17 protein-coding genes are annotated in these 19,111 nt (G+C 73.3%); 11 read left to right on the plus strand and 6 right to left on the minus strand.

The window, feature by feature from the left end:
* Positions 1-300 precede the first annotated feature (300 nt).
* The gene (locus ACZ6W9_RS00735) at positions 301-2,022 is read left to right on the plus strand and encodes a cell division protein PerM (protein ID WP_389958254.1); all 1,722 of its coding nucleotides are present in this window, start codon (positions 301-303) and stop codon (positions 2,020-2,022) included.
* Between the two features lie 147 nt (positions 2,023-2,169).
* On the opposite strand, the gene ACZ6W9_RS00740 is transcribed toward ACZ6W9_RS00735, so the two are convergent.
* The 4 genes from ACZ6W9_RS00740 to ACZ6W9_RS00755 all read right to left on the minus strand — a co-directional run bounded on the left by ACZ6W9_RS00740 (position 2,170) and on the right by ACZ6W9_RS00755 (position 5,115).
* The gene (locus ACZ6W9_RS00740) at positions 2,170-3,402 is read right to left on the minus strand and encodes an RNA polymerase sigma factor (protein ID WP_389958257.1); all 1,233 of its coding nucleotides are present in this window, start codon (positions 3,400-3,402) and stop codon (positions 2,170-2,172) included.
* On the minus strand, positions 3,399-3,722 hold the full coding sequence (locus tag ACZ6W9_RS00745; protein ID WP_389958260.1) for a YciI family protein: 324 nt from the start codon (positions 3,720-3,722) through the stop codon (positions 3,399-3,401). Before ACZ6W9_RS00745 ends, ACZ6W9_RS00740 begins: the two co-directional genes overlap by 4 nt.
* A 62-nt stretch (positions 3,723-3,784) precedes the next feature.
* Positions 3,785-4,399 (minus strand): dihydrofolate reductase family protein, encoded by a 615-nt coding sequence (locus tag ACZ6W9_RS00750; RefSeq protein ID WP_389958263.1) that lies wholly within the window; start codon positions 4,397-4,399, stop codon positions 3,785-3,787.
* A 305-nt stretch (positions 4,400-4,704) separates the two neighbouring features.
* On the minus strand, positions 4,705-5,115 hold the full coding sequence (locus tag ACZ6W9_RS00755; RefSeq protein ID WP_389958266.1) for a hypothetical protein: 411 nt from the start codon (positions 5,113-5,115) through the stop codon (positions 4,705-4,707).
* Between the two features lie 79 nt (positions 5,116-5,194).
* Between ACZ6W9_RS00755 and purN the strand changes: the two genes are divergently transcribed.
* The 4 genes from purN (at position 5,195) to ACZ6W9_RS00775 (ending at position 8,783) form a co-directional block, all read left to right on the plus strand.
* On the plus strand, positions 5,195-5,815 hold the full coding sequence (purN, locus tag ACZ6W9_RS00760) for a phosphoribosylglycinamide formyltransferase (RefSeq protein WP_362945173.1): 621 nt from the start codon (positions 5,195-5,197) through the stop codon (positions 5,813-5,815).
* Positions 5,816-5,897: 82 nt separating this feature from the next.
* Complete coding sequence (gene purH, locus ACZ6W9_RS00765; RefSeq protein ID WP_389958272.1) at positions 5,898-7,442, plus strand: bifunctional phosphoribosylaminoimidazolecarboxamide formyltransferase/IMP cyclohydrolase; 1,545 nt, start codon at positions 5,898-5,900, stop codon at positions 7,440-7,442.
* A 229-nt stretch (positions 7,443-7,671) separates the two neighbouring features.
* The gene (locus ACZ6W9_RS00770; RefSeq protein WP_389958274.1) at positions 7,672-7,854 is read left to right on the plus strand and encodes a hypothetical protein; all 183 of its coding nucleotides are present in this window, start codon (positions 7,672-7,674) and stop codon (positions 7,852-7,854) included.
* Between the two features lie 71 nt (positions 7,855-7,925).
* Positions 7,926-8,783 (plus strand): bifunctional methylenetetrahydrofolate dehydrogenase/methenyltetrahydrofolate cyclohydrolase, encoded by an 858-nt coding sequence (locus ACZ6W9_RS00775; RefSeq protein WP_389958276.1) that lies wholly within the window; start codon positions 7,926-7,928, stop codon positions 8,781-8,783.
* A gap of 22 nt (positions 8,784-8,805) precedes the next feature.
* Here the strand turns inward: ACZ6W9_RS00775 and ACZ6W9_RS00780 are convergent, their stop codons facing one another.
* On the minus strand, positions 8,806-9,459 hold the full coding sequence (locus ACZ6W9_RS00780) for an FHA domain-containing protein (RefSeq protein WP_362945181.1): 654 nt from the start codon (positions 9,457-9,459) through the stop codon (positions 8,806-8,808).
* 180 nt (positions 9,460-9,639) lie between these two features.
* On the opposite strand from ACZ6W9_RS00780, the gene ACZ6W9_RS00785 reads away from it, so the two are divergent.
* From ACZ6W9_RS00785 to ACZ6W9_RS00795, 3 genes are all read left to right on the plus strand, one after another.
* Complete coding sequence (locus ACZ6W9_RS00785) at positions 9,640-10,761, plus strand: citrate/2-methylcitrate synthase (RefSeq protein ID WP_470116487.1); 1,122 nt, start codon at positions 9,640-9,642, stop codon at positions 10,759-10,761.
* 67 nt (positions 10,762-10,828) lie between these two features.
* Complete coding sequence (locus tag ACZ6W9_RS00790; RefSeq protein ID WP_389958283.1) at positions 10,829-11,113, plus strand: DUF3017 domain-containing protein; 285 nt, start codon at positions 10,829-10,831, stop codon at positions 11,111-11,113.
* Between the two features lie 129 nt (positions 11,114-11,242).
* The gene (locus ACZ6W9_RS00795) at positions 11,243-12,460 is read left to right on the plus strand and encodes an NADP-dependent isocitrate dehydrogenase (RefSeq protein WP_389958286.1); all 1,218 of its coding nucleotides are present in this window, start codon (positions 11,243-11,245) and stop codon (positions 12,458-12,460) included.
* Positions 12,461-12,647: 187 nt separating this feature from the next.
* Here the strand turns inward: ACZ6W9_RS00795 and ACZ6W9_RS00800 are convergent, their stop codons facing one another.
* Positions 12,648-14,183 (minus strand): sigma factor-like helix-turn-helix DNA-binding protein, encoded by a 1,536-nt coding sequence (locus ACZ6W9_RS00800; RefSeq protein WP_470116488.1) that lies wholly within the window; start codon positions 14,181-14,183, stop codon positions 12,648-12,650.
* Positions 14,184-14,507: 324 nt separating this feature from the next.
* On the opposite strand from ACZ6W9_RS00800, the gene ACZ6W9_RS00805 reads away from it, so the two are divergent.
* The 3 genes from ACZ6W9_RS00805 (at position 14,508) to ACZ6W9_RS00815 (ending at position 19,109) form a co-directional block, all read left to right on the plus strand.
* Positions 14,508-16,895 (plus strand): serine/threonine-protein kinase, encoded by a 2,388-nt coding sequence (locus ACZ6W9_RS00805; RefSeq protein ID WP_470116489.1) that lies wholly within the window; start codon positions 14,508-14,510, stop codon positions 16,893-16,895.
* 131 nt (positions 16,896-17,026) lie between these two features.
* The gene (locus ACZ6W9_RS00810) at positions 17,027-18,004 is read left to right on the plus strand and encodes a malate dehydrogenase (protein ID WP_362945193.1); all 978 of its coding nucleotides are present in this window, start codon (positions 17,027-17,029) and stop codon (positions 18,002-18,004) included.
* A gap of 247 nt (positions 18,005-18,251) precedes the next feature.
* Positions 18,252-19,109 (plus strand): hypothetical protein, encoded by an 858-nt coding sequence (locus ACZ6W9_RS00815; RefSeq protein ID WP_470116490.1) that lies wholly within the window; start codon positions 18,252-18,254, stop codon positions 19,107-19,109.
* Positions 19,110-19,111: the final 2 nt, after the last annotated feature.

Here is a 19,111-nt window from a genome sequence, read left to right on the forward strand (position 1 = left end):
GGCCGTACCGCGGCCCGGCCCGGCCGATCCGGTCCGGCCGATCCGGTCCGACGGTCCATCCGGCTCACCGGTGAGAGGCGCCCGCCGTCCGCGGGCGCCTCTCACCGTCTCCCGGCCCGCTCCGCCGTACGCCCGGCCCGCGCGCCGCCCGCCGTACGCCCGCGGTGCGCCTCTCCGCCGTCCCGCACGCCCCGCGGTCCCGATTCTCCGTACGGCCCGCCGTCCCGTTTTCGGTACGGCCCGCGACACGCGGGACGATGAGTCTCGTCCGCGCGGAAGATCCTGAGACCATCGGTTATCGTGACGGCCCTTCTAGATCAGCTCCGGACGGCTCCCCGCAACGTCCTCAGCCGCCTCCCCCTGCCCGGCGTCACGGGTGACGACGACGACGTCCGCCGCCCGCTTCCCGTCTCCGGGATGCTCGCCGCCGCGTGGACCCTGGGCGTGGGACTGGCGGTGCTCACCACGCTCACCCTGGTCGGCTGGATCGCCTCCCCCCGCGGCTCGCTCGGCCCGGGGCTGCCCGGGGTGTTCCGCGCCGCGGCGCAGCTCTGGCTGGCGGCCCACCACGCCGGGTTCGCGATCCCCGGGGGCTCGATCGGTCTGCTCCCGCTCGGCCTGACGGTCCTGCCGGCCTTCCTGCTGTACCGCGCCGGGATCTGGATGGCCCGCGACGCCGACCTGCGGCTGCGCCTGCCCGCCCGGTTGCCGAGGAACAGCCCCAAGGAGCAGGCCGACGCCCGCCGCCGGGCGCAGCTGGCCCTGATCGCACAGGCGGGCGTCTCGCTGGCCGCGCCGTACGCGCTGCTGGCCGGGATGATCGCGCTGGTCACCCGGAACGAGATCACCCAGCCCTATCTCGGCGACACCCTGGTAAGCCACCTGGTGCTGGCCTTCCTCGCGGGCTCGGCGGCCGTCGCCCGGACGATCGGGCCGTGGCGGTCGATGCTGCGCCTGCTGCCCGAGCGGGTGCGCTCGCTCGTGGTGAGCTCCGCCGCGGCGCTGGGGATCATGCTGGTCGCGGGCGCCGCCCTGGTGCTCGGCGCCGTCGCGGCCGGTTTCGACCAGGTCCAGAGGCTGTCGGAGGTCCTCGCCCCCGGGTTCGTCGGCGGACTGCTGCTCCTGCTGCTGCAGGGCCTCTACCTGCTCAACGCCGTCGTCTGGGGCATGGCCTACATCGCGGGACCGGGCTTCAGCCTCGGCGCCGGCACGCTGGTCGCGCCCACCGGCGTCCAGCTCGGCACGGTGCCGAGCCTGCCGATCCTGGGCGCGCTGCCCGAGGCGGGCCCCACCCCGGCGTGGGTGATGGCGGTGATCGCGCTGCCGTTCGCGGCGGGGACGGTGGCCGGCGTGCTGGGGGCGCGGATCGCCCCCTCGCCCTCCTACGAGGGCGCGCCGCTGTGGGGCTTCGTCTGCGGGGTGGTGACCGGCGCGGCGGCCGGGGCGCTGGCCGCGCTGTCCGGCGGCTCGCTCGGCGGGGCGCGCCTCTCCGCGGTCGGACCCGCGGGCTGGGAGGTGATGCTGTCGGTGACGCTGGAGGTGGGCGTCGCGGCCGGCATCTCGGCGGGCCTGACCAACTGGTGGCTGATCTTCCGGGGGCACAACGCGGCCGTGGTCCGGGCCGCCGCCAGGGTCGGCACGGCCACCGCACCGGTCCGCCGGGCCGGGACCAGGCTGTTCCGGGCGGCGGGGGCGGTCGCCGGCCGGGTCGGGCTGGCCGAGCCGGACGAGCACCGCGCGCTGCCCGGTCACTGGCTGGACGCCACCGAGTGCGACACCCAGCCGATCCCGGTGATCAGGGACGACTGGGAGGACGAGCACGCCTCGGCGGCGGACCCGCAGGAACCCGCGACGGCCCCGAAGGCTCCGAAGGCCCCGGAGGCCGGGAAACCGGCGGAGACCGGCCCCAGGGTGCCGCGCCCCGCGCCGCCGCGACCGCCCCGGCGCGACATCGTGGACGAGTCGGACGACCGGGGCGGCCACGTGATCTACGTGGACCCCTACGCCTGGGACCGCGACTGACGACGCCCCGCCCGGTCCGCCGGGGGCGGGCCGGGTCCCGGCCCGCCCGGGTGACCGTCGCCGGGTGCGGCGAAGCGGGAAGCCTCAGAGCTGCCGCGTGAACGCGCGGCACGGGCCGGCTCCCCGGCTCCCAGGCCGGGGAGCGCGTCAGCCCAGCTGGTCGCGGCGGCGTCTCAGGTAGGCGATCTCGGCGGTGTTGCCCGCGAGCCCGATGGCTTCGCCGTACGCCGCGTGCGCCTGCCGGCCGAGGCCCAGCCGGCGCAGCAGGTCGGCGCGGGTCGCGTGGTAGGCGTGGTAGCCGGCCAGCCTGTCCCCGAGCCGGTCGACGGCCGCCAGCGCCACCTCCGGGCCGTCGAGCTCGGCGACCGCGATGGCCCGGTTGAGCGCGACGATCGGCGAGGGATCCAGGTGGGCGAGCTGGTCGTAGAGGGCGACGACCTGCGACCAGTCGGTGTCGCGTACGTCGCGGGCGGAGGTGTGCACGGCGTTGATCGCCGCGAGGATCTGGTATCTGCCCGGGGCCTCCCCGGAGGCCAGGCGCTCGCGCACCAGCCGGTGGCCCTCGGCGATCAGCGCCGCGTCCCAGGACCCGCGGTCCTGCTCACCGAGGGCGACCAGCTCGCCGCCGCCCGAGACCCGGGCGGCGCGGCGGGCCTCGGTGAGGAGCATCAGGGCCAGCAGCCCGGTCGCCTCGCCGTCCTCGGGCATGAGGGCACGGACCAGGCGGGTGAGCCGGATCGCCTCGGCGGTCATGTCGTGACGCACGGGGTCGGTGCCGGGGCCGGTCGCCAGGTAGCCCTCGTTGAAGACGAGGAAGAGGACGGCGAGCACGCCGGCGACACGGCCCGGGAGATCCTCCGCGGACGGCACCCGGTAGGGGATGCGGGCGGCCTTGATCTTGGCCTTCGCGCGGGTGATCCGCTGTCCCATGGCGCTCTCCTGCACCAGGAAGGCGCGGGCGATCTCGGGCACGGTCAGACCGGCGACCATGCGCAGCGTCAGCGCCACGCGGCTCTCCATCGCCAGCGCCGGGTGACAGCAGGTGAAGATCAGCCGGAGTCGCTCGTCGCCGATGACGCCGGCAGGCTCGGGCGGGTCGTCGTCGTACAACAGCTGAGCCTCCTTATGCCTGTCGTCGCGCCTGTTCTCACGCCGGATCCGGTCGATGGCCTTGCGGACGGCGGTGGTGGTCAGCCAGGCGCCCGGATTGGGGGGCACGCCGTCGGCCGGCCACCGCTGGACGGCGGTCGCGAACGCCTCGGCCGTCGCCTCCTCGGCGATGTCGAGGTCACCGAAGCGCCTGGTCAGGGTGGCGACCACCCGCGCCCACTCCGTGTGGTGCGCCTGGGTGATCGCCGCCTGGACGTCGGTCCCGTTCACAGGAACGGCCGCACCTCGACCTTCCGGTTGCAGGCCCTCGAACCCTCGACGGCGAGCTTGAGCGCCACATCGAGGTCCGCGGCCTCGATGATCCAGAAGCCGGCGAGATACTCCTTCGACTCCAGGAAGGGCCCGTCGGTGAGCATCGCCTCCCCGCCCCGGTTGTCGACCACGGTGGCCGCGACGGGCGCCCCGAGGCCGCCGGCGAAGACCCAGTGGCCCTCGGCCACCAGGCGGTCGTTGAACACGTCGATCGCCGCGTCCTCCTCCGGGGTGGAGAGGTCGTTCCTGTCGTGGATCACGGAAAGCAGGTATCGCATCTGCGGATCATCTCCTGTGGTCTTCTCGTCCCGGTGCGGTATCCGGCCCTGCGGCCGGCGTGTCACCGGGTCTGCGCGTACTGCGGACGCCCGCCGGGCCGGAAGACCTGGATCGTCACGCCCTTGGAGTCGACACGCGAGTCGACCAGGTCGAGCGCGATGTCGGGGCCCGCGTCGGGGAACAGCCGCGCTCCCTGGCCGAGGACCACGGGGACGGTGAGGAGGGTCAGCTCGTCGATCAGCCCCTTGCGGAGCAGCCAGCGGAACAGGGATCCGCTGCCGTGCACCTGCAGTTCACCGCCCGGCCTGGCCTTCAGCTCGCCGACGGCGGCGGCGAGGTCGCCGGAGAGGACGGTCGTGTCCGCCCACCGCGGGCCGGTGAGCCAGGTCGACGCGACGTACTTGGGCTTCTCGTTCAACGCCACGCCGATGGGGTGGGCGCGCCCTTCCTCGGTCGCCCCCCAGTAGCCGGCGAACAGCTCGTAGGTCCGCCGGCCGAACAGGAAGGCGTCGGCGCGCCGGTAGGTCTCGGCGATGAGAGCCCTGGTCTCGTCGTCGCCCGCCCCGAGGGCCCACCCGCCACGATCGAACCCGTCCGCGCGGTCCTCGCCCGTCACCCCGCCGTTCCCCTGCATCACTCCGTCGATGGTGACCTGCGTCATGGTCGTCAGCCTCATGGTCGTGGCTCCCTCTTCTGGGGGCGCGCCCCTCGCGGGCGGCCGTTCACCATCACCACGAACGCCTCCGCCCGGATCCGACACCGCATCCCGGAATTCCTTCGGAGAATTTCCGGCGGGACCCGGCCGGGGATCGCGTACGTCTCCGCCGGGCGGGCCCGGGAGCGGCCGGGTCGTGCCCACGGACGTGGCGTACGGGTCCGTCCGGCCGGACGGAGACGGCGTCGTGGATCGGCGGACCGGTGGGACGGCGCGCGGCCCGCCGGACGACCCGCGAGGCCGTACCGGCGGGACCGGCGGCGGGGTCAGGGGGCGATCGGCAGGTGGAGCTCGCCGGGCCGGACGAACGGGAGCTTCTTCTCCATCGCCCGCTCCAGGCGCTGCTGGCACTCGTCCTGCGCGGCGACGGTGCCCGCGCCCGTGCGGCAGTCGGTGTAGGCGGCCAGCTCGTCGCGGAAGTAGAACTGCGTGGCCGCCAGCGCCATCGCCAGCACCAGCGCCAGGGCCGACACGACCACCGCGACCACGCCGGAGCCCGTGGGCCTGGTCGCCGACCGGAGGGTCCGGATCGCGCGGACCGAGACCACGAGGGCGATGGCCGACATGACGATTCCCGCGGGGGGGAGCAGAACCGTCAGGACCGCCGCGGCGACCGCGAGCCAGAGCGCCCGCCGTCCCGCCCCCTCCTCAGGACGCGTCTTGACCGGTGTCGTCACCTGACCTCCTTGTGTAGCGGTTGCGGACAGGCAGATACCCTTGCAGCGGCGTGAATCCCCGTCCGAATGGAGTTTGTCGGTGTCATCCCAGGCCGTTCGGCTCGTGGTTCTCGTGTCCGGTTCTGGAACCAACCTACAGTCCCTTCTGGACGCCGCGGCCGATCCGGCGTACGGTGCCGAAATCGTCGCGGTGGGAGCCGACCGCGACGGGATCGAGGGTCTGGCCCGCGCGGAGCGGGCGGGCGTCCCGGTCTTCGTCGAGAGACTGGCCGACCACCCCGCGCGCGACGACTGGGACCGCGCCCTCGCCGCCCGGATCGCCGCGCACCGTCCGGACCTCGTGGTCTGCGCGGGGTTCATGAAGATCCTCGGCGCGCCGACGCTCTCCGCCTTCCCCGTGCTCAACACCCACCCCGCCCTGCTGCCGGCGTTCCCAGGCGCGCACGGCGTCCGCGACGCCCTGGCGTACGGCGTGCGGGTCACCGGCTGCACCGTGATGCTCGCCGACGCCGGCGTCGACACCGGGCCGATCATCGCCCAGGAGGCCGTGCCCGTGCTGGACGGCGACGACGAGGCGGCCCTGCACGAGCGCATCAAGACCGTCGAGCGCGGCCTGCTCGTCGGCGTCGTCGGCCGGATGGCCCGCGAGGGCTGGACCGTCACCGGCAGGACCTTTCGCTTCGGACGCTCCGGCCGGTGAGCCGGGCGCGCCGTTGGAGGACGACCCGGCACATGAGCCGGGCGCCCCGGACATGACCGGAACCGATCAGGAGGACCAGGAAGTGAGCCGCATCGCCATCCGGCGCGCGTTGATCGCCGTGTACGACAAGAGCGGGCTGGAGGAGCTGGCCCGGGGCCTCGACGCCGCGGGGGTGGAGATCGTCTCCACCGGCGGCACCGCCGCGAGGATCGCCTCGTTCGGCGTTCCCGTCACCCCGGTCGAGACGCTGACCGGCTTCCCCGAGTGCCTCGACGGCCGCGTCAAGACCCTCCACCCGCGCGTGCACGCGGGCCTGCTGGCAGACGGCGGCAACCCGGCGCACGTCAAGCAGCTGGAGGAGCTGGAGATCGAGCCGTTCCAGCTGGTGGTGGTCAACCTCTACCCCTTCCAGGAGACGGTGGCCTCCGGCGCGTCCGACGCCGAGTGCGTGGAGCAGATCGACATCGGCGGCCCCGCGATGATCCGCGCCGCGGCCAAGAACCACGGCACCGTCGCGGTCGTGGTCGATCCCGACGCCTACGGTGACGTGCTCGCAGCGGTGGCCGAGGGGGGCTTCACCGTGACCGAGCGCCGCCGCCTCGCCGCGGCGGCCTACGCCCACACGGCCTCCTACGACACCGCGGTCGCCTCCTGGTTCTCCGGCGTCTACGCGGCGGAGGAGGGCGCCTGGCCGCGCTACCTGGGCGCCGCCTGGAAGCTTCGGACGCCGCTGCGCTACGGCGAGAACCCGCACCAGGGCGCGGCCCTCTACTCCGGCGAGCGGGACGGCCTGGCCAATGCCGAGCAGCTGCACGGCAAGGAGATGTCCTACAACAACTACCTCGACGCCGACGCCGCCTGGCGGGCCGCCTGGGACTTCGCCGAGCCCGCCGTGGCGATCATCAAGCACCAGAACCCCTGCGGCATCGCGGTCGGCGCCGACGTCGCCGAGGCGCACCGCAGGGCCAACGCCTGCGACCCGGTCTCCGCCTTCGGCGGCGTGATCGCGGTCAACGGCGAGGTCACCGAGGAGCTGGCCGGGCAGATCGCCGAGGTGTTCACCGAGGTCGTGGTCGCGCCGTCGTTCAGCGCCGGGGCGCTGGAGACGCTCACCCGCAAGAAGAACATCCGGCTGCTCACCTGCCCGAAGGGACCGGGCAACCGTACGGAGTTCCGGCGGATCGACGGCGGCCTGCTGGTGCAGACCGCCGACCGGGTGGACGCCTCCGGCGACGACCCCTCCGCCTGGGAGCTGAAGGCCGGTCCCGCGGCCTCCCCGGAGGTCCTCGCCGATCTGGCCTTCGCCTGGAAGGCGTGCCGCGCGGTGAAGTCCAACGCGATCCTGCTCGCCTCCGGCGGCGCCAGCGTCGGTGTGGGCATGGGCCAGGTCAACCGGGTGGACTCGGCGCGGCTCGCCGTCACCCGGGCCGGCGATCGGGCCCGCGGCTCGGTGGCGGCCTCCGACGCGTTCTTCCCGTTCGCGGACGGCCTGGAGGTGCTCACCGGGGCCGGGGTGCGGGCGGTCGTGGAGCCCGGCGGGTCGGTCAGGGACGACGAGGTGATCGCCGCGGCCGAGGCCGCCGGGATCACCCTCTACTTCACCGGGACCCGGCACTTCTTCCACTGACGCCTCCGCCCGCCGTACGGCCCGCGTCCGAGGGCCGTGCGGCGGGCGCACAAGTGCTCATGCGGTGCTCACGGGGCGCTTCGGCGGTGTCCCCGGCGGGCGTCGCGTCTGGGACGGCCGTGTACGGGAGACAATGAAGTGGCCAACAGGACAGAAATCTTTGGCCAAAACATGTTTAGGGCGCGGATAGTGTGAAGCGATTCGTGTCGTCTGCGCGTGGAGATCGCTCATGTCGCTGCTTGCCGTCGTCCTGAACGCTTTTGTGATCATGAGCGGACTCTGGCAGAGCCCCTGGCTCCTGCTGATCGTCGCCGTCGGCGCCGCCTACCTGGGGGCGAAGATCGTGGAGATCATCCCCTTCACCCGCCGGATCATCGAGCGCCGGGAGCGCGCGGCCGACGACCTCACCTGAGGCGGGAGCGCGCGGCCCGCGGTCCCATGGCGGGAGCGGGCCGTGGGCGGCCCCGTGGAAGGATGGGGCCCATGAGCGCGCGGATTATGGACGGCAAGGCCACGGCGGCGAAGATCAAGGCGGACCTCGCGCGGCGGGTGGCCGCGCTGCGGGAGCGGGGCGTCGTCCCCGGTCTCGGCACGGTCCTCGTCGGCGACGACCCGGGCAGCCAGATCTACGTCGCGGGCAAACACCGTGACTGTGCCGAGGTCGGCATCGCCTCCATCCGCCGGGATCTCCCGGCGACCGCCGCGCAGGCCGAGGTCGAGGCCGTCGTCGACGAGCTCAACGCCTCCCCCGAGTGCACCGGTTACATCGTCCAGCTCCCGCTGCCGCGCCACCTCGACACCATGGCGTTGATCGAGCGGATGGACCCGGCGAAGGACGCCGACGGCCTGCACCCGATCAACCTCGGCCGGCTGGTCCACACGGTGGACGCGCCGCTGCCGTGCACCCCGCACGGCATCGTCCTGCTCCTGCAGGAGTACGGCGTGCCGACCAAGGGCGCCGAGGTCGTGGTGGTCGGCCGCGGAATCACCGTGGGCCGCTCGCTCGGCCTGCTGCTGACCCGCCGTACGGAGAACGCCACCGTCACCCTCTGCCACACCGGCACCCAGGATCTGGCGGCGCACACCCGGCGCGCCGACATCGTCGTCGCCGCGGCGGGCGTACCGCACCTGATCACCGCCGACATGGTCAAGCCCGGCGCCGCCGTGCTCGACGTCGGCGTCTCCCGCGTCGAGGGGAGGATCGCCGGTGACGTCGACCCCGGCGTCGCCGACGTCGCGGGCTTCCTCACCCCCAACCCCGGCGGGGTGGGGCCGATGACCCGGGCCCTGCTGCTCAGCAACGTGGTCGAGGCGGCCGAGAAGCAGGCCGCCGCGGGCTGAGCCGGATCGCCCCGGGCCGGGCTCAGGACGCCCGGCGCCCGCCGGACGTGCCCGCCGCCTGCGTCTCCGCCGCACCGCCCGAGCGCTGGGGCGGCACCACGGGGGTGGGCCTGACCAGCCCCAGGGCGACGACCTCGTTGGCCAGCCTGGTGCGCCGGTTGGTCCCCTCCGGGATGCGGAACTTCTGGTAGAGACGCAGGAGGTGCTGCTTGACCGCCGCCTCCGTCACCACCAGGTCGTCGGCGATCTCCCGCGCGGTGGCCGGCGCGACGAACGCCTCGTCGGAGAGCGCCGGGCGGCACAGCGACGTCAGCACGTCGACCTCCCGCCTGGTCAGCTCCGGTGCCGCGGCCCTGCGGAGCTCGACCTCCGGGACGAAGTCCTCACGCGGGACCCCGCCGATCCGGCCCCGCGCGGCGCCGAACGAGACGACGTCACCGTCGTCCAGGACCCTCCGGGCGATCGGCCTGCCGTTCACCCGCGTGCCGTTGCGGGACAGGCCCAGATCAACGACGTACAGGTAGGGTCCGCGCCGGACGAATTCCGCGTGCAGCCGAGAAACACTCGGATCGGTGAGCCGGATGTCGACTCCCCGGCCACGACCGATGGTCGTGATCTCGGGGCGCAACGGGACCACCTCGCCTGTGTCCTCGATGCGTATGAACGGCCCCTCCACGGCAGTTCCTCCCCAGGTAGCCCGCCGTAACTATTCCTACAGCGTCGGCTTACCCAGACGAGGTGATGGGGAATCTCCTTTGCCAGAAGGAGAATCGGTTCTGAAATTAGTTTTACCCGGCGGGGAGGGTTTCCCCTGCTCACAGGTAGACTCCGTACAAGATAAGCGGAGGAAACACTTATGGCGGACAAGCCCACCAAAGGCCTCGCCGATGTCGTGGCCGCCTCCACGGCGATCAGTGACATCGACGGTCAGGCCGGTCGCCTCTTCTACCGGGGCTACGACATCCACGACCTGGCCGGCCGGGCCACCTTCGAAGAGACCGCCCATCTGCTGCAGTACGGCGGGCTCCCCGACGCCGGGGGGCTCGCGGCCTACGGGGCGGAGCTCGCCGGAGGGCGGGACCTGGGCGAGCTGGCCGAGTCGTGCCTCCCGCGGGTCGCCGGGAGCCAGTCGCCGATGGAGGCGCTGCGCACGCTGGTCTCGCTGACCGGCGCGGACGACCCCGACAAGGACTCCAACGCCGCCGAGGCCGACCTGCGCAAGGCGGCCCGGCTGACCGCCCGGCAGCCGGTGCTGGTGGCCCGCTACCACGCGGCGAGGACGGGCGCCGACCTCCCCGGGCCCGACCCCGAGCTCGGGATCGCGGCCGGCTTCCTGCTGCAGATCACCGGCCGCATCCCCGACCGGCGCGCGGTGGAGATCTTCGACGCCTGCCTGGTGCTGCACGCCGACCACACGATGAACGCCTCGACGTTCGCCGCCCGCGTCTGCGCCGCGACCCTGTCGGACATGCACTCGGCCGTCGTCGCGGCCATCGGCACCCTCAAGGGCCCGCTGCACGGCGGCGCCAACGAGCAGGTCATGCGCACCCTCCAGGCCATGGACCCGTCCGGGGTCGCGCGGGCCGTACGGGAGAAGCTGGCCGCGGGCGAGAAGATCATGGGATTCGGGCACCGGGTTTACAAGACCGAGGACCCCCGCGCCACGCACCTGCGCCGGATGTCGCGGGAACTGGCGGAGGCCTCCGGCGACGACACCCTCCACCGCATGTCGAAGGAGATGGAGGAGGTCGTCTTCGAGACGAAGGGCCTCTACCCCAACGTCGATTTCTACGCCGCGACCGTCTACCACTACCTTGGCATACCGACCGACCTGTTCACCCCGGTCTTCTCGATCAGCCGCATGTCGGGATGGACGGCGCACGTCATCGAGCAGCACTCCGACAACCGCCTCATCCGCCCCGACAGCGAGTACATCGGCGAGCGCGACCGGAAGTGGAAGCCGATAGGCGAGCGATGAGCCGGACGGACGTGACGAAGAACGAACCGGCCGCCCCCGGACGGGGCCGCGGCCACGGGGGCGAGCGATGAGCCGAAGCAGACCGCGGCAGGAGCGATGGGGGGCCTACCCGCTCGTCCTGCTGGGCGCCGTCCTGGCCGTGGCGTCCACGGCCGTGGTCGGCGACCCCCGGTGGGGCGGGTTCGCACTCGGCATGATCATGGTGCTGGCCGCCCTCATCCGGCTCTCGGGCGGTGGCGGCATCCTGGCCGTACGCCGCAGGGCGACCGACGCCCTGACCCTCGCCGTCTTCGGCGCCGCCCTGATGGGCGGCGCCGTCGCACTCGCCTGGACGGAGCTCACCTCGCGATGAGCACGAAAGCGGCGATGCCGGAGCGACGGGCGGAGCGCGGGACGTTCCCGCCCGTCCGATAGCCTCAACGGCCAGTGAGCCTCAAAAGGACTTCTGGCCCGTGATCAGTTCAGAAGGGGAACCACACGCATGCCCAAGATCAAGGTAGAGGGTCCCGTCGTCGAGCTTGACGGCGACGAGATGACCCGGATCATCTGGCAGTTCATCAAGGACCAGTTGATCCTTCCCTACCTCGACGTCGACCTTAAGTACTACGACCTCGGGATCGAGCACCGCGACGCCACCGACGACCAGGTGACGATCGACGCGGCGAACGCGATCAAGCAGTACGGCGTCGGCGTCAAGTGCGCCACCATCACGCCGGACGAGGCCCGGGTCGAGGAGTTCGGCCTGAAGAAGATGTGGAAGTCCCCGAACGGGACCATCCGCAACATCCTCGGCGGCGTCATCTTCCGCGAGCCCATCATCATGTCCAACGTGCCGAGGCTCGTCCCCGGCTGGACCAAGCCGATCGTCGTCGGCCGTCACGCGTTCGGCGACCAGTACCGCGCCACCGACCTGAAGATCCCGGGCGAGGGCACGCTGACCCTCACCTACACGCCGAAGGACGGCTCGGCGCCGATCGAGCTGGACGTCTACGACTTCCCCGGTCCCGGCGTCGCGATGGCGATGTACAACCTGGACGAGTCGATCCGCGACTTCGCCCGCGCCTCCATGCGGTACGGCCTGACCCGCAACTACCCGGTCTACCTGTCGACGAAGAACACCATCATGAAGGCCTACGACGGCCGCTTCAAGGACATCTTCGCCGAGGTCTTCGAGAGCGAGTTCAAGGCCGACTTCGAGGCCGCCGGCCTGACCTACGAGCACCGCCTGATCGACGACATGGTCGCGTCGGCGCTCAAGTGGGAGGGCGGCTACGTCTGGGCCTGCAAGAACTACGACGGCGACGTCCAGTCCGACACCGTCGCGCAGGGCTTCGGCTCGCTGGGCCTGATGACGTCGGTGCTGATGACCCCCGACGGCCGCACCGTCGAGGCCGAGGCGGCCCACGGCACCGTGACCCGCCACTACCGCCAGCACCAGCAGGGCAAGCCCACCTCCACGAACCCGATCGCCTCGATCTTCGCGTGGACCCGGGGCCTGGCCCACCGCGGCAAGCTCGACAACACCCCCGCGGTCATCGAGTTCGCCGAGAAGCTGGAGCAGGTCTGCGTCGAGACCGTCGAGGGCGGCCAGATGACCAAGGACCTCGCCCTCCTCGTCGGCGGCGACGCCCAGTGGCTGACCACCCAGGACTTCCTGGCGGCCCTGGACGAGAACCTCAAGAAGAAGATGGCCGTCTGAAGCCGTCCGAAGGACCCGCGTGACCCGTCCCGGTCCCTTCCCGAACGCGGAGGGGCGCGGAACGACACGGAGAGGGCCGTCCCCGCGGGGGCGGCCCTTCTCGCGTCTCCCGTGGTCCGTCCGCGGCTTCCGGCCCTTCTCGCGTACCCCCGGCCCTTCTCGCGTTTCCAGGCCCGTGTGGAGGGGCTCAGGGGGCCGTCAGGGCGCCGAACACGATGGGCTCCCCGTCGGGGAGGCCCTCCACCGGCCGGGCCTGACCGGTGACGGTGTCCACCCGGTAGAAGGCCGTCCGGCCGCCGTCCTTCTCCTTCAGCCTGACGACGACCTCCCGGGTGCCCAGCCAGCCGACGACCCCGGGCTCGGACGGACGCTTCGCGACGGGCAGCGGAAGGCGCCTGACCACCTGCCGCGACCCGGCGTCGATGATGTGCAGGTCCCCGGCGCCCTTGACCGCCGCCGAGTGCCGGCCGTCGGGGGAGTCGCACCAGGCGCGGTAGTTCTGCCGGAGCCACCCGGCGGTCTGGACGGAGGCCGCCCGACGCCCGTCCGGCCGGGACGTGGTCCTCCCGGTCGCGAAGTCGGTCCGCAGCCGCCGCCCGCCCAGCTCCACGGTGAACCGGCGGCCGTCCGCCGAGACGCTCACCCGGGTGCCCGCCGCGACCTCGGAGGGAGCCAGCACCGGGGACAGATACCGCCTGACCCCGGTCCGCAGGTCATGGGCGACGTACCTGCGCTCGGCGGCACTGAGGTAGGCCACGCGGTGACCGTCCGGGCTCACGGCCGGCTCCACCCGCAGGCCCTTCTCGCCGCCTCCCGCCAGTCGCTGCGCCGCGTCCCCGACGCGCAGCGTGGACTCGCAGCGGCCGGGCCGCGCGCACGAGGCGGACGCGAGCGTCGAGCGGTCGGCGTCGCCGGACAGCCTGAGCGTCCAGCCGGCGCAGGTGACCTCGCCCGCGCCGCCCGCCGGCACGGCGTCGCCGGGGCACTTCGCGGGGACGGCGTAGCGGATCGCGAGGGGCGTGCGCGGCGGCTTCCACGGCTCCGGGCCCGGCTGCGGGGTGGCGGGGGCCGCCCGCATGGTGCGCGGAGTGGGCGTGGCCGCCGCGCTCTGTCCGGTCTCCGGGACGGGACGGTCGCGCAGCGAGGAGGTCCACGCCATCCCCGGCGGCAGCAGGACGAAGGCGGCGATCATGCAGAGCGGGACCAGGACCGCGGCCGCGGCCAGGAGGACGCCGCGGTTGCGGCGGCGCCGCAGGGTGCGCAGGGCCCGCGTGCTGAGGTCGGGGACCGACGCCTCACCCGCCTGCGTGGCCAGCCGCTTGGTGAGGCGCGGCACGTCACCCTTGGTCAGGGTGTCCACCGCCTCGTCGAGCTCCTTCTCCACGGTCTCCACGGGCAGGCCGAGGAGGTCCGCCATCTCGGCGTGGGAGCGGCCGTCGTGCAGGCAGGCGACGACCAGGACGCGCTGCCGGGGCGGGAGCCGTACCAGGGCGGTGTTGCCCGCCGCGCTCGGCTTGCGGAGGAAGCGGCGGTAGAGGGTGACGTGGGCGTGCGTGGCGGGGTTCTCCCACGGCGTGGGCGGCCAGGCCAGGCCCACGGTGCGGAAGGACCACAGGGCCAGGCGGATGGCCTGCTCGTGACTGCCGGTCAGGAGGAGTGCCGTGCCGACCAGGGAACGCTGGGCACGCTCGACGAAGTCACGATAACCGATATATCGGCGCATGGGGTTTTCTGCTCCGGCCTTGCCTGAGGGGACGGTCAACGGTAGCGATCTAAGCGGTTTCTGCGCCATCTCGGGGCGATATGGCGATCAACGGACGAGTGGTCATGCCCACACCCCCGTCCGGAACCCGCTGGGGGGCGGGACGGCGGGGCCCGTGAGGAGAGGGACGGCGGGGCCCGTGAGGGGCGGGACGGCGGGGTCCGCGCCGGGAAGACGGCGGGGTCCGCGCCCGGCGGGACGGCGGGAAGTCAAGGTCACTTCGGGAGAGGCTCGGGACACCGTAAAGTTCAGCGGGTCGGGCATTCACGAAATCATGGGGACGGCATGCCGGAGATCGCGCCACTGGAGGCCTGGGAGCCTCGACGGCTCGGTCGGTTCCGTGTCGTCGGCCGCGTCGGCGAGGGCGGCCAGGGGATCGTCTACCTCGGCGAGAGCGAGTCGGGGGAACGGGCGGCGATCAAGCTCCTGCACGTGAAGTTCTCCGGCGACGCGATCGCGCGGTCCCGGTTCGCCCGGGAGGCGCGCGCCGCGCGGCGGGTCTCCTCGTTCTGCACGGCCGCCGTGATCGAGGTCGACGTCGAGGGCGACACCCCCTACATCGCGAGCGAGTACATCGAGGGCAGGTCGCTGCGGGAGACCGTGGAGAACGACGGCCCGCTGCGCGGCACCGCGCTGCAGCGGCTGGCGGTCGGGACGGCCACCGCGCTCACCGCGATCCACCAGGCGTCGATCGTGCACCGCGACTTCAAGCCGGACAACGTGCTGCTGGCCGCCGACGGGCCGCGCGTGGTCGACTTCGGCATCGCCCGCATCCTCGACTCCACCGGCACGATCACCAGCCGGGCCATCGGCACCCCCGCCTACATGGCGCCCGAGCAGATCTCCGGCGACGACGTCGGCCCGCACAGCGACGTGTTCTCCTGGGGGGCGACGATCGCGTTCGCCGCGACCGGCGAGACGGCCTTCGCCGGGAAGTCGCTCGCCATGGTGCTCAACCGCATCCTGAACCACGAGGTGGACGTCACCGCCATGCCGGAGCCGCTGCGCGGGGTGGTCCGCTCGGCGCTGGCCAAGTCGCCGTCCGAGCGCCCCTCGGCGGACCAGATCCTGCTGCGTCTTCTCGGCCGCCCGGAGTCCGCGGACGTCTCCCCGGCCCTGCTCAGCAGCGGCGTACGGGCCGCCGACCCGGTCTCCGGCCCGATCCCGGTCCCGGTCCCGGTCCCGGTCCCGGGCACGGGGACCGGTCCGTCCCCCGCCACGGGCACGGACGGCGGCCCGGCCTCCGGCTCGCCCGGCGGCCCGGCCTCCGGACCGGGTACGGCGAGCGGCCCGGGTACGGCGAGCGGCCCGGCCTCCGGCTCCGATCCCGCCCCGGCGCACGGCACCGCCTCCGGGCCGGGCACGGCCTCGGGAGCGGGTACGGCCTCCGGGCCGGGCTCCGGCCCGGGTTCCGGCTCCGACGAGTCCACCAGGCCCATGCGGATGCCCACGCCGGGGGTCACCCCCATACCGTCCGCCGTGCCCAGGGGGTCCACGTCCGTGCCGCCGGGCCGGCGGGCCACCCTCCCGTCCGGCCCCGCCACGGGCCCGTCCTCCGCGCCCGGCCCCGGTCCCACCGGCCCCGCCACGGGCCCGTCTCCCGAGTCCGGCCCGGGGCTCGCCGGTCCCGGCCGCGGCGCCGTACCGGTCCCGGGCCCGAGTTCTGGACCCGGGACCGGCCCCGGCCCCGGTCCCGGGATCAGTCCCGGTTCAGGCTCCGGCCTCGGCGCCCGTCCCGGAGCCGGTGCCGCGGTTCCGGGCTCCGGAGGGCCGGGGCGGCCGTCCGGGCGGCGCAGAGCCGTCGTCGCCGTCCTCGTCCTGGTCGTCCTGCTGGGCGGCGGCGCGGTCGCCGCGACCGCCGCGGGCTGGCGTCCCTGGGCCGCCCTCTGGACCGGGCACTCGCCCTCGTCGTCCCCGTCGCCGGCGAAGTTCGCCTCGGTGGCCGACAAGGCGGCCCGGACCCACAGGCTCTCCGTGGGGCTGCGCGACTACCTGCCGGGCATCGCGCTGAACAGCGGCGGCAGGTGGAGCGGTTTCGAGGTGGACCTCGCCGTCGAGATCGCCAGGGCGCTCGGGGTGCCCCGGGAGAACATCGCGTTCCGGGCCACGAGCCGGCAGGAACGGCCGGCCCTGCTGGCCTCCGGCGACCTCGACCTCGTCATCTCGACCTACCCGATCACCCCGGGTGCCGGCGTCACGTTCGCCGGGCCCTACTACGTCGCCCACACGGACGTCCTGGTCAAGGACTCATCCCCGATCACCTCCGCGGCCGGTCTGGAGGACGGGCGGCTGTGCGGGCCCGACGGCGCCGCGGCCGACCGGGTGCGGAAGGAGGCGGGCCGGCTCACGGTCGTCCCCGCCCAGAACTACACCGAGTGCGTGAACATGCTCGCCGCCGGAAAGGTCGACGGGATCGCGGGCGACGACCTGATACTGGCCGGGTTCGCCGCCCGGGAGGGCGTCCGCTACCGGGTGCTCGGCCTGCGGCTCACCGACGAGCGCTACGCCGTGGCCCTCCGCAAGGGCGACGAGCGCACCTGCGAGGCCGTACGGGGAGTGGTCGCCGATCTGTACGGCAACGGCACGATCCGCAAGCTGCTGGACCGGCACCTCTCCCGGGTGAGGTTCCCCACCCGGGAGCACCGCGTCCCCGCCATGGCCGACTGCCGCTGATCCCCGTCCGGGCCGTTCCCCGGCGGGTCGTCCACCGGCCGGGAACCGTATCCGGACGGGTGCCTCAGGGCCGGGAACACCCGACGGGTAACATCCGAGCGTCACAGTTCATCCTCGAGTGGGGGAAGGTCATGGCCCAGACTCCCGTAAAGGTCACCGTCACCGGCGCCGCCGGTCAGATCGGCTACGCGCTGCTTTTCCGCATCGCGTCGGGCCAGTTGCTGGGCGCAGACGTCCCGGTGAAGCTGAGCCTGCTGGAGATCCCGCAGGCGGTCAAGGCAGCCGAGGGCACCGCTATGGAGCTCGACGACTGCGCGTTCCCGCTGCTGAGCGGCATCGAGATCACCGACGACCCGAACGTCGCGTTCGACGGCGCCAACGTCGCGCTGCTGGTCGGCGCCATGCCGCGCAAGGCGGGCATGGAGCGCGGCGACCTGCTGGAGGCCAACGGCGGCATCTTCGGCCCGCAGGGCAAGGCGATCAACGACCACGCCGCCGGCGACATCCGGGTGCTGGTGGTGGGCAACCCGGCCAACACCAACGCGCTCATCGCCCAGCAGCACGCCCCGGACGTCCCGGCGGAGCGCTTCACCGCGATGACCCGCCTCGACCACAACCGCGCGCTGTCGCAGCTCGCCGCCAAGCTCGGGGTCCCGGTCGCCGACATCAAGAAGATGACCATCTGGGGCAACCACTCCGCCACCCAGTACCCCGACCTGTTCCACACCGAGGTCGGCGGCAAGATCGCCGCCGAGCAGGTGGACGAGTCGTGGCTGCGTGACACGTTCATCCCGACCGTCGCCAAGCGCGGTGCGGCGATCATCGAGGCCCGGGGCGCCTCCTCCGCCGCCTCGGCCGCCAACGCGGCGATCGACCACGTGTACGACTGGGTCAACGGCACCGAGTGGACCTCCGCCGCGATCGTCTCCGACGGCTCGTACGGCGTGCCCGAGGGCCTCATCTCCTCCTTCCCGGTCGCCTCGCGCGGCGGCCGGTGGGAGATCATCCAGGGCCTGGAGATCGACGCCTTCTCCCGCGAGCGCATCGACGCCTCGGTGCGCGAGCTGGAGGAGGAGCGCGACGCAGTCCGCAAGCTCGGCCTCATCTGAGAGCCGCGCGACCGCCTCGCCGGGTGAGTGCCCGGCGAAACCCGTGAAGGGGGCCCCGGTCATCCGGGGTCCCTTCCGCGTTCCCGGGCCTTTCCGGCGTTCCCGGTCTCCCCGATGCCTTGGGTCTTCCCGTGGCCGCGGCGGCACGGCGGTTCCGTGCCGGATCAGGCCCGTGACGTGCCGAAATCCGTTCCAGCGGCGTGTCATTCCCACGGGATGAGGGCACACCGGCGTTAAATGATCATTGATGTTCGGGGGATCGGTGGTCATGGCGCGTGGTACGGCGGGGGTCGTCGCGGGATTCGTCGGTCTTGCCCTGCTGGGGACGTGGGGAATGGCGCCGTCGCTGTCCCGTCAGGAGCCGTCCCGCCAGGAGGGGAAGACGATCGGGGCGGACCTGTCCGTCCGGCTGGTGTCGTCGCCCAAGCCGGCGCAGCCCGGCCAGATCCTGGTCTACCGGGCCGAGGTGCGCAACAACGGCCCCGAGGACGCGGTGCTGCCCCTGCTGACCGTGCGCCTGCCCCGGGGGGTGGACGTCCTGCGCGTCGACGTGGCCGAGTGCCGGCCCGGGATCACGGCCCGGGAGGTGGTCTGCCCCTCCCAGCGCGACGTCCTGGTCGGCGAGACCGGCGGCGTGACCGTCAGCGGACTGGTCCGGCCCGGCGCAGGCGGCCCGCTGACGGCCACCGCGACGCTCTCCTCGGAGGTCGTGGACGCCAACGAGGCCGACAACGTCGCCCGGGCGGTCACCCCGGTGGACGAGGGGGCCGACCTCGCGGTGCGGTTGTCGGGTGAGCGGCGGGCCGGGCGGCGGGTCGCCGTGGGAGCCGTGGTCCGCAACCTGGGGCCCGGGCCGGTCCGCGACGCCACGGTCTTCTTCGACACCGGCGCGGCCCGCCTGCTGTCGGTGCGGGGCGCGCGCTGCCACCCCTCCGAGGGGCACGTCGGCTGCCGGCTGGGCGCGGTCGGCTCGGGCGGCCGGGTGGGGCTGAGGCTCGCCCTGCGCGCCGCCGGGCACGCGTCGCGGGCCAGGGCGACGGTCTACTCGCCGCACGTGGGCGACCGCCGTCCCGGCAACAACATCGCCCGCATCGACCTCCGCTAGGT

This window comes from Streptosporangium sp. NPDC053982 (assembly GCF_055585205.1).

Excerpts from the sequence above, each read along its gene's own strand:
- ACZ6W9_RS00785 (WP_470116487.1), top strand. The coding sequence starts at position 9,640 with ATGGCGGACAAGCCCACCAAAGGCCTCGCCGATGTCGTGGCCGCCTCC.
- ACZ6W9_RS00815 (WP_470116490.1), top strand. The coding sequence starts at position 18,252 with ATGTTCGGGGGATCGGTGGTCATGGCGCGTGGTACGGCGGGGGTCGTC.
- ACZ6W9_RS00775 (WP_389958276.1), top strand. The coding sequence starts at position 7,926 with ATGAGCGCGCGGATTATGGACGGCAAGGCCACGGCGGCGAAGATCAAG.
- ACZ6W9_RS00795 (WP_389958286.1), top strand. The coding sequence starts at position 11,243 with ATGCCCAAGATCAAGGTAGAGGGTCCCGTCGTCGAGCTTGACGGCGAC.
- ACZ6W9_RS00750 (WP_389958263.1), bottom strand. The coding sequence starts at position 4,399 with ATGAGGCTGACGACCATGACGCAGGTCACCATCGACGGAGTGATGCAG.
- ACZ6W9_RS00770 (WP_389958274.1), top strand. The coding sequence starts at position 7,672 with ATGTCGCTGCTTGCCGTCGTCCTGAACGCTTTTGTGATCATGAGCGGA.
- ACZ6W9_RS00745 (WP_389958260.1), bottom strand. The coding sequence starts at position 3,722 with ATGCGATACCTGCTTTCCGTGATCCACGACAGGAACGACCTCTCCACC.
- ACZ6W9_RS00810 (WP_362945193.1), top strand. The coding sequence starts at position 17,027 with ATGGCCCAGACTCCCGTAAAGGTCACCGTCACCGGCGCCGCCGGTCAG.
- ACZ6W9_RS00800 (WP_470116488.1), bottom strand. The coding sequence starts at position 14,183 with ATGCGCCGATATATCGGTTATCGTGACTTCGTCGAGCGTGCCCAGCGT.
- ACZ6W9_RS00790 (WP_389958283.1), top strand. The coding sequence starts at position 10,829 with ATGAGCCGAAGCAGACCGCGGCAGGAGCGATGGGGGGCCTACCCGCTC.
- ACZ6W9_RS00805 (WP_470116489.1), top strand. The coding sequence starts at position 14,508 with ATGCCGGAGATCGCGCCACTGGAGGCCTGGGAGCCTCGACGGCTCGGT.